Here is a 13427-nt window from a genome sequence, read left to right on the forward strand (position 1 = left end):
GTTATGCGAGGAAAAATCCGGCTTTTGGGATTTTTCCAAAACAACAAACTTTACGAAGACAGCCTTTAACATACAAAAAAGGGTCACCTTATCGGTAGACCCTTTTTATATTTTTGTTTTTTGCTCTTCGCGTATTTCCTGCCAACGATCTCTGGCCATTTCAACGATCTTTGCCTCATTATAGCTTCCTTGTTTTTCAATAACCTTTGAAAAATATTTCACCGATTGGTCGATCTGACCTGTTCGTCTAGAAAGCTCCGCAATCATATAGAGAAGCCGAAGCTCGGTCATTTGCGTTCCACGATAATCATCAGTGATATATGCTTCCATATATTCGTCCACAGCCAGCTTCATAAATCGTTGCTCCTGCTCGTGGTCTAGAAGTGCTCTGTATATCCAAGTCAGTCTCATATACAAACCTGCAATTGATACATGCTTTTCTTTTTTCAATGTTCCACAATAGGCGGCAAGTTTGATGGTTTTTGCGGCCTCTGGGTACGTCCTAACTTCACCAAAACTACGGGGGTGCCACTGTTGGGCTATTTTAGAATCAATGATTTCTTTGCTGCCTGGTGGAAAATAAGGCGTAAAGTCATCTGTAAAAGAAAATCCGCATTTCGGACATACCGTAACAAAATAAAGGTTAGGATCATTTTCTATATTCTCATATGTAGGGGCAAAGTCAGTATCATAGGACTTTACTACTACAAAACGTGAGCGAAGCTTTTTTGTCGTAAACTTGGTTTTACACATCATACATTCACATTTTTTATCATAAAGCGGCTGTAGTTCAGTCATATTCACACACACCCCTTTTATTTTTTTGATGATTTTTATAATACTATTGTACCTTATTATTTGTGATAAAAGAACTATAAAAACATAATATTTGAAAAGAAGTAGGTTTAGTTTCAGTGAGATGAGGAACTAAAACAATTCCATTTTTCTAAGTCCGTTCAGTTGAGTATAAAGACATTGCTGTATATACTAAAAGTAAAGATGTTCGAAGGAGGAAGGAATAATCATGAAAGATATTATTACTGTGACAGATGCGGCTGCACTTCAAATAAAAGATATGATGAAAGAGAACGAAGAGGAAAATGCGTACTTACGCGTAGCGATTAAAGGTGGCGGCTGCAGTGGCCTATCGTATGGTCTTGGATTTGCTCACGAAGTAGAAGAAGGGGACACGAAGCTTGTTCAACATGGAATTACGTTCTTAGTTGATAAAGAAAGTGCACCTGCGTTAGCAGGAACTGTTATTGACTATAAGCAATCCCTAATGGGTGGCGGCTTCACCATCGAAAACCCTAACGCCATTGCTTCATGTGGATGTGGTTCCTCTTTCCGTACAGCAACGAACCAAGGTACACCGGAAGAATGCTAAAAAGTGCAAGGATCATCCTTGCACTTTTTTCTTTTCTCTGTCCAGCTCCGCCTCTTTGACTTATGCTTGTCGGGTCAGAGCAGTCGGCTCCGCTTTTCTACTTAAACATCGATGAACTATGCAATGGCTGTGCTTTTGCCTTTGGGTCAATAAATGTTTTCGCGTTGTTCACGGCTGTGGGTGCTTCACCGAAGCCGCAGGCAATCAGCTTTACTTTCCCTTCATACGTACAGATATCTCCCGCTGCATAAATGCCGGGAATATTCGTTTCCATTTTTGAATTTACCATGATGGAGTTTTTTGAAATCTCAAGTCCCCATTCCTTGATGGGACCAAGGGACGATACGAATCCGTAGTTACAAATCACAGCATCTACATCGACGGTTTCTTCTGTTTTATCATTCACATTCTTTAGCACAACTTGTGCAATATCTCCTTCACCATTTGAAAGTAAATTAGCAGGAACGTAGGGAGTTTTTATCTCCACCTTGGAATGTTTTAAATTTTGTACACTGTGCTCGTGAGCCCGGAACTTATCACGACGGTGGACAATCGTTACTTTTTCGGCAATTGGTTCGAGCATTAAAGCCCAATCAACGGCTGAATCTCCACCGCCAAATACGACCACCTTTTGACCAGCAAATTGATGAAGATCGTCAATAAAGTAATATAGATTTTTCCCTTCGTATTGGGAGGAGTTTTCTAACTCTAATCTGCGGGGTTGAAAGGCTCCATTGCCTGCGGTGATGATGATTGTTTTTGAAAAATGGACTTCTTTATTGGTTGTTAGCTTAAAGATTCCATCCGTTTGTTTCTCGATTTTTTCAACGGATTGCTCTAAACAAACCGTTTGATTAAAGGTAGCCATTTGCTCCTTCAGGTTATTGACTAACTGCTGGGCCCGGACTTTAGGAAATCCAGCAACATCATAGATATATTTTTCGGGGTATAAAGCGGATAGTTGCCCACCTAACTGTGGCAAGCTTTCGATCAATTTAACAGTTGCTTGTCTCATTCCCCCATAGAAGGCAGTAAATAGTCCAGTAGGTCCTCCGCCAATAATGGTAATGTCGTAAACTGTCTGGTCCTCTTTCATTCTATATCCCCCTCACTATGTGTAGGATTTATCATTTCATACTACCAAAAGTATTAAAAACGGCTCAGAGTTATGACTAAATAATGAAATTCACTCAGGGAAGTCACTAACACCATGAAGATTGTCAGAAAAGTTTACCATTTTAATGATCGTTTTTTGGTAGATTTTCTGCTTGAAAAAGTGAATGAAAAGGAATATGATGATATGTAGACATATTGTTAACTTTTTGTGTCATTTTTTCAACATTTTCTTGTCTTCTTTCGTGAAAAACATCACAAACTTTTTCGTTATTATTATAAAATAAATTCCTTTATAGAAGCGGAAGATAAAAAAAACACAAAAAACTATATATAAAAAAGGTGGGTTTGAACGTCTTGAGAAAGCCAAAAATCGTAGTATTAGGTGCCGGATACGGTGGATTAATGACAGTAACAAGATTACAAAAGCAAGTTGGAGTAAATGAAGCGGATATCGTCCTTATTAACAAAAATGATTACCACTATGAAACAACATGGTTACATGAAGCGTCAGCTGGTACATTACACCATGACCGTGTACGTTACAATGTAACAGATGTTATTGACACAAATAAAGTAGAATTCATTAAAGGTACGGTTCTTTCTATTAACCACGAAGAGAAGAAAGTGGTTTTTGAAAAAGGTGAGGTTGAGTACGATTACCTTGTTGTATCACTTGGTGCAGAGCCAGAAACGTTCGGAATTACAGGTTTGAAAGAGCATGCATTTGCGATTGCTAATATCAATGCTGCACGTCAACTTCGTGAACATATTGAATATCAATTCGCTACGTACAATATGGAAGAAGAAAAGAAAGATGAAAGATTAACCATCGTTGTTGGTGGTGCTGGATTTACAGGTATTGAATTCTTAGGAGAATTAACAAACCGTATTCCTGAACTTTGCCGCGAGTACGATATTGATTTCGGTAAAGTAAAACTAATTTGTGTAGAGGCTGCTCCAATGGTACTTCCTGGATTTGATCCAGAACTAGTTAACTACGCAACAGCTCAATTAGAGCGTAAAGGTGTAACATTCATGATCGGTACGGCTATTAAAGAAGCGACTGAAAATGGAATTGTTGTTGGTAAAGGCGAAGACGAAGTAGAAGAAATTAAGGCTGCAACAGTGGTTTGGGCTGCGGGAGTTCGCGGTAGCTCAATCATTGAAAACTCTGGATTTGAAGCAATGAGAGGTCGCGTAAAGGTTCAACCTGACCTAAGAGTGCCAGGACACGACAACGTATTCATTATCGGTGATTGCTCACTAATCATCGACGAGAAGGTGAATCGTCCATACCCACCAACAGCTCAGATTGCGATGCAACAAGGGGAACTATGTGCAAGCAATCTTGTCGCTCTTATTCGCGACAAAGGTGAGTTAGGTCACTTTACATTCGATAACAAAGGAACAGTGTGCTCACTTGGACACGACGATGCAATCGGAGTAGCATTTGGCAAGAAAATGACTGGTGGAACGGCTTCATTCATGAAGAAGATGGTTGATAACCGTGCATTATTCATGATCGGTGGACCTTCACTAGTTCTGAAAAAAGGTAAATTCAACGTTCTATAATAGACGAGAAAGAACAAGCTGAACAAACAGCTTGTCTAAGACTGTAGGCAACTCCAATTTTTTCGAGTTGCCTACAGTCTTTTTTCGTTTTAAATTAATTGGTTATAACTAAAGTCCTCGGTCTTCCAGTATTGATCCTGTTGTTTTGTTTAAGATGGTCTTTATTCAATACATATTCGTCTAAATGTTTATTTCATGGTTTTGAGTCAAAGTTTTAAGAGTAAACCTGCTGATTGGAGCGGAGGGTGCTTGACTCCTGGGGGATCAGCGGGACAGGTAAGACCCCGCAGGAGCGTTAGCGACGAGGAGGCTTACCGCCCGCCCCCCGGAAAGCAAGCGCCCGGAGTGGAAATCAGCCTTTTTCCCACCTTTCCAAATAAAAAATGAAAAAATATTCATGGTACCAGTGATATAATATTTGTATAAGTGGGGTGTGGGATGTGAAGAAATCGGAAAGAGGAAAGGTCTGGCTAGCAGTGGCTGGTTTGGTTATTAATGAACATGGCGAATGGCTTGTGGTAAAAAAGAAGTATGGGGGATTAAAAGGGAAGTGGTCCTTACCCGCTGGATTTGTAGATGAAGGGGAAACAGCCGACGAGGCTGTTATTCGAGAGGTAAAAGAAGAAACAGGATTAACCTGCCGTGTTGAACAGTTGCTTGGAGTACGAACAGGAGTCATTAAGCATGAAATTAGTGACAATATGATCATGTTTCTTTTGCACCAAATAAAACCAGAGGAAAGAATTGTCATTCAAGAAAATGAGCTCTATGAGGCTGCTTTTATCCTTCCAGACCAGTTGCTAGATGAAAATAAAGCTTCTATTATGCTCGCGTATATGATTGAAGCGATAAAATCTGAAGAGAGAATAAAAGTCGATCATATTGATCCAGGACAGCAGTTTGGATACACGTCTTACAAATTATTTTTATAATTATTAAAATATTTAGAAACGGTATGAAAAACAGAGAAAAAAACACTTGTATGCGTTACCACTCTTTGTTTTTGGGAGATTTTCTTACTTTCTTTTTTGGAATTTTCATGATATATTATCTGAAAATTCAGTCGTTTGGGAAGGTTGAGGAAAATGAATGTGGTGAAGGTTGAAACAAAGGAATGTCTTTATTGTTCAGGCACGGGCTACTTCCAGCTTTTACTTGGTGGTTCAGAAACATGCCCAAGCTGTGGGGGAACTGGAAAACAGAAAGAATCAAAATGACCAAATTTCCTCCGTATATGATGCGGAGTATTTTTTTTGCCTTCTTTCCTCCCTTCATCTTATTGACGAAAAACGATTGCTTTTAGTACACTAAAAGTTGATGTGTGAAGGGGGAAACAACTAAATGCCAATGACGATATTTGTTCTACCAATATCGATGCTTTTGTTTTTTGTTTTATTTTTTGGAATCGGATTCATCTTAAATATGCTACTAAGAATGTCGTGGATTATGGCAATCATATATCCAATTGTTTCGATCCTCATTGTGGATGTAGTTAGCTTCAGTGAATATTTTACAAATAGCTCGGCTTCATTTCAAGACTTGGGGAACCGATTTATGAATCTAGCACTTGCAGACATTCTAATTTTAAGCAGTGGAATGGCAGGGGCTATACTTGCAGGAATAACGATAAAAATGTTAAGAAATAGAGGATACCGCATGTTTTAGCCTTCACATTAGTGGAGGTTTTTTTGTTTTATATGGAAGTTTGTTAAAAAATACCAAAGTCTATTAATTCACTAAAATATGAATACTTCTTTCAGAAATGGGAAATGACTAGTTCTGGGAGGAGTGAAAAAAAGATGAAAATAGTGAAATTGTTTATAAGGCGTGTCATGTTGATGGTGTTGTTTATTGGAGCATTAGGTGCAACATTTCAAAGTATCTCAGGTGTAAAAGCTGAATCTCTACTGGCAAATACAAATTATGGTGACGAAGTGGTCACTGAGGATTCTGTTTTTGATCACACCGTAAAAAAGATTGGATTGGCATTTAAATTCTTAAATAATATAGCTAGTGAAGAAACATTAATCTCATCAAGTGAAGAAGTGATCGGGGCCCCGCCAAAGCTTGAAGAAGCATTTGATTGGGGACAATACCCGAAAGCAACGGTAACAGCCACTGGCTACACTGCAGGAGTTGAATCGACTGGGAAGAACCCTGGGCATCCGGAGTTTGGAATTACATATTCAGGTGTGAAGGTTACGAGAGACTTATTTTCAACAGTAGCTGCGGATTTAAATGTTTTTCCAATTGGAACGATTCTCTTTATTCCCGGTTATGGATACGGAGTTGTTGCCGATAAAGGTGGAGCGATCAAAGGCAATAAAGTAGATCTTTATTATGAAACAGTTGAAGATGTGTACAACAACTGGGGTAAGAAAACACTAGAAGTGTATGTGATTGAAAAAGGCAATGGAAAATTGACTGAAGAAGAGCTTCGTGCCTTAAATGAGGACAAGGCATTACAAGTATTTCGTCAGCAATATACGAGCTCAGAAAGTAAATAAGAAAAAGGCGAGTAACTCAGATGAGGAACTTGCCTTTTTAGTTTTCCACAATATCCTGAATAGTTAAGTGGAAATATTATCTTTGTTTATGTAGTGATGAACCGTAGGAAGAACGCAACGAGTACACCGGTGATTCCTCCAAAGAATACTTCAATTGGTTTGTGCCCAAGGAGCTCTTTTAACTCTTTTCGTTTCTCTTGTTCAGGCTTATTCGGCCAACCTTTTGCTTCATCTATAAATTTATGAAAGTCATGTACAAGCTGATTTAATACAATAGCCTGTTCTCCAGCTTGCCTTCGCACACCTGTAGCATCAAACATGGTTATAATAGCAAACACAGCTGAAACAGCGAATATAGCGGAGTCAATCCCAGCTTCGAAAGCGACACCGGTAGAAAGTGCGGTTACAGCGGCCGAATGGGAGCTAGGCATTCCTCCTGTACTCGTAAGCAGGGACCAATCAATCTTTCGTGTAGCGAGATACTGAATTGGAACCTTTACAAATTGAGCAAAAAAGATTGCGATCAAGGAAGCGATAAACGGGAAGTTAAATAAAAATTCCATAAATATATACCTCTTTTCTCCATCATGAATCCATTCACAAAAATTCTAGGGTTTGACATGATTTTCCCATTTTCCTTTGCTAAGATAGTGGTAAATGGGAGCATCATTTAGGGGGGGAAGTCATTGTCACACTATCCAGCTGAATATTATGAGTTTTTTATTTCATTTAATGAAGGCGATTATTATACTTGTCACGATTTACTGGAAGAAATGTGGATGACTGATAAAGGAAATTACTTTTTAAAAGGCTTATTACAAATGAGTGTAGCCATTTATCATTACGAGTATGGTAATGTTGTTGGTGCAAGATTAATGATGAAGGTGGCTTATGAATATTTAGACTCGTATCGTCCGATGCACTGGGGTCTGGATGTTGAAAAGCTCCATGCATTTATTTACCAGTGTCTTACTATTATACCACAACATATTGATCGAATTCCCTTTGAAAAAGTAGGGACTCTTCCAAGACTACCTCAGTACTACTTATTTTTAGAAGAAGATAATTAGATATTCGAAATATTTTTTTATATAATAGGTTTATAACTAGGAGGTGACGGTATGTTTTCCGTACATGATAAAATGGATTTATCCGTGAAATTGGACGCATTAGTCATTGGATTATTTGATAAGCCAGTAAAGTTTGACGGTGAATTAAAAGAGTTAGATGATCAATTTGATGGCTATTTAACCGAATTAGTGAAAAGCGGTGACTTGTCAGCAAAAAAGAAGAGTTTAACGAAAATACATACATTTGGAAAAATTGGAGCTAGAAATTTATATATTGTTGGACTTGGAAAAGAGGATCAAGCTACCTTTGCTTCCATCCGTGAAGCATTTGGAGCGGTGTGTAAACAAATTCAATCAGCAAGGCTAACTGAGATAGCTGTTCACTTAGATTCTTTCATAGGGAAAGAACTAGACGCGTTGGATGTGGCTCATGCTGTCGGAGAAGCACTTGCTTTAGCTACGTATGAGTTTAAAGGCTATAAGCAAAAATCGAATGAGCCGGAAAAAAAGATTGAAAATGTCCATGTGTACAGTGAACAGTTAGAAAAGGAAGACCATCAGGCTGCGTTAACCGTAGGATATGTATACGGCAAAGGAACCAATTCTGCTCGTACACTAGTAAACTTACCTGGAAATATGCTAACGGCTACCGATATGGCTAATTACGCAAAGGCACTGGGAGAAAAATACGAATTCGAAATAGAAATTCTTGAAAAGGAAGATATGCTAAAGCTTGGTATGGGTGCAATGTTAGCCGTTAACCAAGGATCAGCTGAGCCGCCAAAGATGATTGTTCTAAAGTATCAAGGGAAAGAGGAATGGACAGATGTGATTGGTTTAGTCGGTAAGGGGATTACCTTTGATACGGGCGGATACTCGATCAAGCCTAAGGATGGCATTGTTGGGATGAAAACCGATATGGGTGGAGCTGCTGCCGTACTTGGAGCGATGGAAATCATCGGTGAATTACGTCCTGAGCAAAATGTGGTTGCCGTCATTCCTTCGACTGATAACATGATTAGTGGTACAGCCTTTAAGCCAGATGATGTGATTACGTCTATGAGTGGGAAAACGATTGAAGTATTAAACACAGATGCAGAAGGCAGATTAGTATTGGCAGATGCTGTCACATACGCTAAGTTCCATGGAGCGCAGTATTTGGTTGATATAGCAACGCTTACTGGTGGAGTGATCATCGCGCTCGGTACAGATACGACTGGTGCGATCACGAATCATGAAGGATTATTTGAGCAAGTACTTGAAGCCTCTTCTGAAGCGGGTGAACCTATGTGGCGTCTTCCGCTTTTCGAAAAGGATAAAGAAAGAGTTAGAAATAGTAAGATTGCTGATCTGAACAATTCACCTGGTCGAGAAGGTCATGCGATCATGGGTGGAGCTTTTGTCGGTGAGTTTGCCGAAAATACCCCATGGGTACATTTAGATATTGCGGGTACAGCTACCACTTCTAAAGCATCAGACTTAGGGCCAGACGGAGCAACAGGTGTTATGACAAGAACACTCGCTCTCTTTGTTGAACGATTTGAAGCAATTAAATAATTGGTAAAAAAACTCTAGGTGTAAAAGTCTAACGGGTTCGGTTTTCAAGTACGTAAACTTAACTAGCAAACAGATTAGCAGTCCAATTCGCAACTGAATTGGACTGCATTTTTTTTGAAAATCAAGGCTTTCCAGGAATTTACAGGCGGAGAAATTCCGGTTAATGAGTATAGTAGGGGCTCAAGAAGCAGATATAAGCGGAAATTTTCCGATTAACTGCTTTATTTATACCTAAATCTAGAGATTAGGTTCATATAAGCGGAAAAACTCCGCTTATTTTGCGGGAAATGTTGGTATTTCCCAAAATAAACGGAATTTCTCCTTTTATTTTTCAAACTTAGTGAAAACAATGTTCCAAGCATTTTCGCTTATCAAATTGCACGGTTACTTTAAGTGTAAATTACCATTTGAATAGCAAGGTTAGTTCTAATTTTGAACTTCAAGTAAACGTCCTTAGAGTTTTTTATTTCCTTGACACGCTTTGAATTTCTGTGCTATTTTAATTCTTGTGTTTTATTACTCTACCAGTTTACCAAACTAAAGGATTTTTTTGAAAGGAGCACTTATACAACATGAATGCAGTCATCCTTGCCGTGCTTGTAATGCTAATATTAAGTTTATTTCGCGTAAATGTCGTGTTATCCCTCATTATCGGAGCGATAGTCGGTGGGTTAACCGGTGGATTATCGATTGAAAAAACAATTGAAGTCTTCTCTGGAGGGTTAGGAGGAAGTGCGGAGGTTGCCTTAAGTTACGCTTTATTAGGTGGATTCGCTATTGCCATATCAAAAACTGGGCTACCAAATGTATTGGTCGATGCCGTCTTAAAAATGGTTCAAAAGAATGGTGACTCGAAAGCCAAAGTTTATTCAAAAGCGCTGATTGTTTTTGCGATTTTATTAATGGCTTGCTTCTCGCAAAACCTGATTCCTATCCATATTGCTTTTATTCCTATTTTAATTCCACCACTATTAAATGTGATGAATGAGTTAAGAATAGATAGAAGACTAATAGCGTCTGTATTAACATTCGGGTTAACAGCTCCTTATATCCTTTTACCAGCAGGGTTTGGAAAAATCTTTCACGATATACTAGCTACTAATATGTCTGATAGTGGATTAACGATTGACCCTAGTGATATTCCGACAGCAATGCTAATCCCGACAGCGGGTCTTTTAGTAGGATTATTAATTGCTATTTTCTTCTCTTACCGTAAAGGGAGAAACTATGTGACACATGACTTAATTAAAGTAGAAAAGAATGAACAAAGTAAGTTAGCAATTGTCTTTGCTGTACTAGCGATTATTGGTGCATTAATCTTGCAAATTCTCCTCGATTCAATGATTATCGGTGCTCTTGCAGGGATCATCATTATTTACTTGAGTGGTTCCGTGAAGTGGCGTGAGGCGGACGAGCTTCTAACAGATGGAATGAAAATGATGGCCTTTATCGGATTTGTAATGTTATCGGCCTTTGGGTTTGCCGAAGTATTAAAAGCAACTGGAGCAGTGGATGAACTTGTTCAACAGTCTGCGAATGTGATTGGTGGAAACCAGGGGCTGGCTGCTTTATTGATGCTAGTAGTAGGGTTGCTAGTAACTATGGGAATTGGATCTTCTTTCTCTACCATCCCCATCATTGCTACCATTTTCGTGCCACTTTGTATGGAACTAGGCTTTAGTCCGATGGCTACGATCGCATTAGTAGGTACAGCAGCAGCACTAGGAGATGCCGGTTCTCCAGCTTCTGATAGTACGCTGGGTCCTACAGCAGGATTGAATGCAGATGGTCAGCATAATCATATTTGGGACACCTGTGTGCCAACCTTTATTCATTACAATATACCACTTGTCATTTTCGGTTGGATCGCGGCTATGGTATTATAATAGGTGAAAGTGCAGCTTTCTTAAAGAAGGCTGCATTTTTTGATTCGCTTATACATATTACCAATAGGGGAGTGCTTGTATGTACTTTGGAAAAGTAAGCAAGAAGACAAACGACCGTGTTCCTCCTAACCAAAATGTAACAACCACTTTTCCTGTGTTACATCATGGGAACGTACCATATTATAAAAACTTAAATGAATGGACTCTTCGTTTATTTGGTGAAGTGAAAAAGGAAGTAGTTTTCACTTTTCCTGAGCTTATGGAGTTACCACAAACAGAATATAAAAACGATATTCATTGTGTGACTGGGTGGTCGAAACTTGATAATACATGGAGTGGAATAAGTACGCGTGCTGTGCTCGATGCGGTTGACTTGTTAGAGGGAGTTGAACATGTCATTTTTCATGCGGAAGAAGGCTGGTCAGCTAATATTCCTTTTGAAGATTTTGCAAAAGAGACAAGTTTGCTCGCTCACAGCTTTAATGGAGTGTCGCTCACACCTGAGCATGGATATCCGCTGCGTGCGGTGATCCCACATTTGTACTTTTGGAAAAGTGCCAAATGGCTTCGGGCAATCGAGTTTTCCAAAAGTGATCAACCAGGCTTTTGGGAGAAAAATGGCTATCACAACAATGGGAACCCATGGAAGGAAGAACGTTTTACTTGGGATTAGAAGAGGGAAATTCATCCATATTCTAAAAAGAAGGTAGACAGGGCATTGCCCCAATGATTACAATTATGAAGTTGAAGACAGATCTTATTTGTGTTTGAAAAGAGTTGTTGGTAAGGAGGAAATTATGGAAGAATGGATTTTTAATATTATTGAAAACTATGGGTATCTTGGCGTATTTCTAATTATTGTAATAGAAAATGTATTCCCGCCAATCCCTTCTGAACTTGTTTTACCCTTTAGTGGATTTATGACAACAAAGACTGAATTGTCAGTAGCGATGATGATTGTTGCATCAACGGCCGGATCTGTGGTTGGTGGGACGATTCTATATTATATTGGTACAATTCTCGATGTTGAACGACTGGAAAAAATTGTGGACCGCTGGGGGAAATATCTTCAACTAAAAAGAGAAGATGTACACAAAGCAGATGCTTGGTTTGATCGTTACGGAATTTGGACTGTATTCTTTTGCCGAATGGTACCGTTACTAAGAAGTCTTATTTCTGTGCCAGCTGGGATGTCTAATATGAAAATGCCTTTATTCCTACTCTTTACTCTGTTAGGAACTGCCATTTGGAACACGCTTCTGATTGTTATTGGTGCGAAGCTTGGAGAAAATTGGACACAGATTTTAAATTACACAGAAGTGTATTCAGATATTATCTATGTAGTAGGTGCTATTACGATTGTAGCGGTAATGTTCTTTTTTGGAAGAAGAATCTTCTATAAAAAGTAGACGATACTTTACATGGTCATACGAATTAAAAGAAATTGAGGTTTTTATTTTATGAATGTATGGGATATATTTGTTGCGATTATTTTAGGATTTGTTGAAGGGTTAACGGAATTTGCTCCAGTTTCCTCAACAGGTCATATGATTATTGTGGATGATATGCTTTTTAAATCAAAAGAATTGTTCGGCAGTGAAGTGGCTAACACGTTCAAGGTTGTCATTCAGCTTGGTTCCATTTTGGCAGTTGTCATTGTGTTCAAAGACCGCTTTATTCAGTTATTGGGACTTTCATCAAGAAAAACGAAGCAAGAGTATGGTGGGAAAAAGCTAAGACTTTCTCAAGTAATCGTTGGTCTGCTTCCAGCTGGTATACTGGGTTTGTTATTTGATGACTATATTGATGAGCATCTTTTTACAACAGAAACGGTATTAATCGGACTTGTTGCTGGTGCTGTACTGATGATTATTGCTGACCTCATGCCAAAGGATAAAAAGCCAAAGGTGGAAACGGTCGATCAGATTTCGTACAAGCAAGCGATTATCATTGGATTGTTCCAATGTATTGCATTATGGCCAGGTTTTTCTCGTTCAGGATCGACAATGTCTGGAGGAGTCATCCTAGGATTAAGCCACCGTGCAGCGGCTGACTTTACATTCATTATGGCTGTTCCAATCATGGCTGGTGCAAGCTTAATTTCTCTTTTAAATAGCTGGGAATACTTCACAATGGATGCACTGCCATTCTTTATTGCAGGCTTTATTAGTGCGTTCGTATTCGCTCTTATCTCTATTCGTTTTTTTCTGGCATTAATCAATAAGGTTCAATTAATTCCATTTGCGATTTATCGAATTGTGCTTGCTACAATTATCTTCGTTGTATTTATTTTATAATAGTGAAAGGCCTCCAAGTGGGGGCCTTTTCCTTT

Annotated in this window: 15 protein-coding genes; 12 read left to right on the top strand and 3 right to left on the bottom strand. The window is 38.9% G+C overall.

Annotation, left to right across the window (positions count from 1 at the left end; genetic code table 11):
• Positions 1–105: 105 nt before the first annotated feature.
• A complete protein-coding gene (locus ACQ5H4_RS11625; protein ID WP_430775073.1) occupies positions 106–798 on the bottom strand; it encodes a DUF2225 domain-containing protein in 693 nt (230 codons plus the stop codon).
• A 226-nt stretch (positions 799–1024) separates the two neighbouring features.
• On the opposite strand from ACQ5H4_RS11625, the gene ACQ5H4_RS11630 reads away from it, so the two are divergent.
• A complete protein-coding gene (locus ACQ5H4_RS11630) occupies positions 1025–1387 on the top strand; it encodes a HesB/IscA family protein (protein ID WP_430775074.1) in 363 nt (120 codons plus the stop codon).
• 97 nt (positions 1388–1484) lie between these two features.
• Here ACQ5H4_RS11630 and ACQ5H4_RS11635 read toward each other — a convergent pair whose 3' ends face one another.
• Positions 1485–2483 carry an NAD(P)/FAD-dependent oxidoreductase gene (locus ACQ5H4_RS11635; RefSeq protein ID WP_430775075.1) on the bottom strand — a complete coding sequence of 333 codons (999 nt, stop codon included), beginning with the start codon at positions 2481–2483 and terminating at the stop codon, positions 1485–1487.
• Positions 2484–2857: 374 nt separating this feature from the next.
• Between ACQ5H4_RS11635 and ACQ5H4_RS11640 the strand changes: the two genes are divergently transcribed.
• From ACQ5H4_RS11640 to ACQ5H4_RS11660, 5 genes are all read left to right on the top strand, one after another.
• A complete protein-coding gene (locus ACQ5H4_RS11640; RefSeq protein WP_430775076.1) occupies positions 2858–4075 on the top strand; it encodes an NAD(P)/FAD-dependent oxidoreductase in 1218 nt (405 codons plus the stop codon).
• Positions 4076–4515: 440 nt separating this feature from the next.
• Complete coding sequence (locus ACQ5H4_RS11645) at positions 4516–5007, top strand: NUDIX domain-containing protein (RefSeq protein WP_430775077.1); 492 nt, start codon at positions 4516–4518, stop codon at positions 5005–5007.
• Positions 5008–5160: 153 nt separating this feature from the next.
• Entirely contained in the window at positions 5161–5292 is a 132-nt protein-coding gene (locus ACQ5H4_RS11650) for a YuiA family protein (RefSeq protein ID WP_430775078.1), read from the top strand.
• 130 nt (positions 5293–5422) lie between these two features.
• Positions 5423–5740, top strand: coding sequence for a YuiB family protein (locus tag ACQ5H4_RS11655; RefSeq protein WP_430775228.1), 318 nt, complete (start codon positions 5423–5425; stop codon positions 5738–5740).
• A gap of 134 nt (positions 5741–5874) precedes the next feature.
• Positions 5875–6582, top strand: coding sequence for a 3D domain-containing protein (locus tag ACQ5H4_RS11660; RefSeq protein ID WP_430775079.1), 708 nt, complete (start codon positions 5875–5877; stop codon positions 6580–6582).
• 86 nt (positions 6583–6668) lie between these two features.
• Here ACQ5H4_RS11660 and ACQ5H4_RS11665 read toward each other — a convergent pair whose 3' ends face one another.
• Complete coding sequence (locus tag ACQ5H4_RS11665) at positions 6669–7145, bottom strand: divergent PAP2 family protein (RefSeq protein WP_430775080.1); 477 nt, start codon at positions 7143–7145, stop codon at positions 6669–6671.
• Positions 7146–7268: 123 nt separating this feature from the next.
• Between ACQ5H4_RS11665 and ACQ5H4_RS11670 the strand changes: the two genes are divergently transcribed.
• From ACQ5H4_RS11670 to ACQ5H4_RS11695, 6 genes are all read left to right on the top strand, one after another.
• Positions 7269–7652 (top strand): DUF309 domain-containing protein, encoded by a 384-nt coding sequence (locus tag ACQ5H4_RS11670; RefSeq protein WP_430775081.1) that lies wholly within the window; start codon positions 7269–7271, stop codon positions 7650–7652.
• A gap of 51 nt (positions 7653–7703) precedes the next feature.
• On the top strand, positions 7704–9209 hold the full coding sequence (locus ACQ5H4_RS11675; protein ID WP_430775082.1) for a leucyl aminopeptidase: 1506 nt from the start codon (positions 7704–7706) through the stop codon (positions 9207–9209).
• A 572-nt stretch (positions 9210–9781) separates the two neighbouring features.
• Positions 9782–11095, top strand: a complete 1314-nt coding sequence (locus ACQ5H4_RS11680) for a Na+/H+ antiporter family protein (RefSeq protein WP_430775083.1) — start codon at positions 9782–9784, stop codon at positions 11093–11095.
• 79 nt (positions 11096–11174) lie between these two features.
• Entirely contained in the window at positions 11175–11768 is a 594-nt protein-coding gene (locus tag ACQ5H4_RS11685) for a sulfite oxidase-like oxidoreductase (protein ID WP_430775084.1), read from the top strand.
• Between the two features lie 124 nt (positions 11769–11892).
• Positions 11893–12504, top strand: a complete 612-nt coding sequence (locus ACQ5H4_RS11690) for a DedA family protein (RefSeq protein ID WP_430775085.1) — start codon at positions 11893–11895, stop codon at positions 12502–12504.
• Positions 12505–12555: 51 nt separating this feature from the next.
• Positions 12556–13392 (top strand): undecaprenyl-diphosphate phosphatase, encoded by an 837-nt coding sequence (locus ACQ5H4_RS11695; RefSeq protein ID WP_430775086.1) that lies wholly within the window; start codon positions 12556–12558, stop codon positions 13390–13392.
• The last annotated feature ends 35 nt before the right edge of the window (positions 13393–13427 follow it).

It is taken from the genome of Bacillus coreaensis (genome assembly GCF_050586445.1).
Lineage (GTDB): Bacteria > Bacillota > Bacilli > Bacillales > Cytobacillaceae > Robertmurraya_A > Robertmurraya_A coreaensis.

Excerpts from the sequence above, each read along its gene's own strand:
- ACQ5H4_RS11625 (WP_430775073.1), bottom strand. The coding sequence starts at position 798 with ATGACTGAACTACAGCCGCTTTATGATAAAAAATGTGAATGTATGATG.
- ACQ5H4_RS11630 (WP_430775074.1), top strand. The coding sequence starts at position 1,025 with ATGAAAGATATTATTACTGTGACAGATGCGGCTGCACTTCAAATAAAA.
- ACQ5H4_RS11635 (WP_430775075.1), bottom strand. The coding sequence starts at position 2,483 with ATGAAAGAGGACCAGACAGTTTACGACATTACCATTATTGGCGGAGGA.
- ACQ5H4_RS11650 (WP_430775078.1), top strand. The coding sequence starts at position 5,161 with ATGAATGTGGTGAAGGTTGAAACAAAGGAATGTCTTTATTGTTCAGGC.
- ACQ5H4_RS11655 (WP_430775228.1), top strand. The coding sequence starts at position 5,423 with ATGACGATATTTGTTCTACCAATATCGATGCTTTTGTTTTTTGTTTTA.
- ACQ5H4_RS11660 (WP_430775079.1), top strand. The coding sequence starts at position 5,875 with ATGAAAATAGTGAAATTGTTTATAAGGCGTGTCATGTTGATGGTGTTG.
- ACQ5H4_RS11665 (WP_430775080.1), bottom strand. The coding sequence starts at position 7,145 with ATGGAATTTTTATTTAACTTCCCGTTTATCGCTTCCTTGATCGCAATC.
- ACQ5H4_RS11675 (WP_430775082.1), top strand. The coding sequence starts at position 7,704 with ATGTTTTCCGTACATGATAAAATGGATTTATCCGTGAAATTGGACGCA.
- ACQ5H4_RS11680 (WP_430775083.1), top strand. The coding sequence starts at position 9,782 with ATGAATGCAGTCATCCTTGCCGTGCTTGTAATGCTAATATTAAGTTTA.
- ACQ5H4_RS11685 (WP_430775084.1), top strand. The coding sequence starts at position 11,175 with ATGTACTTTGGAAAAGTAAGCAAGAAGACAAACGACCGTGTTCCTCCT.
- ACQ5H4_RS11690 (WP_430775085.1), top strand. The coding sequence starts at position 11,893 with ATGGAAGAATGGATTTTTAATATTATTGAAAACTATGGGTATCTTGGC.
- ACQ5H4_RS11695 (WP_430775086.1), top strand. The coding sequence starts at position 12,556 with ATGAATGTATGGGATATATTTGTTGCGATTATTTTAGGATTTGTTGAA.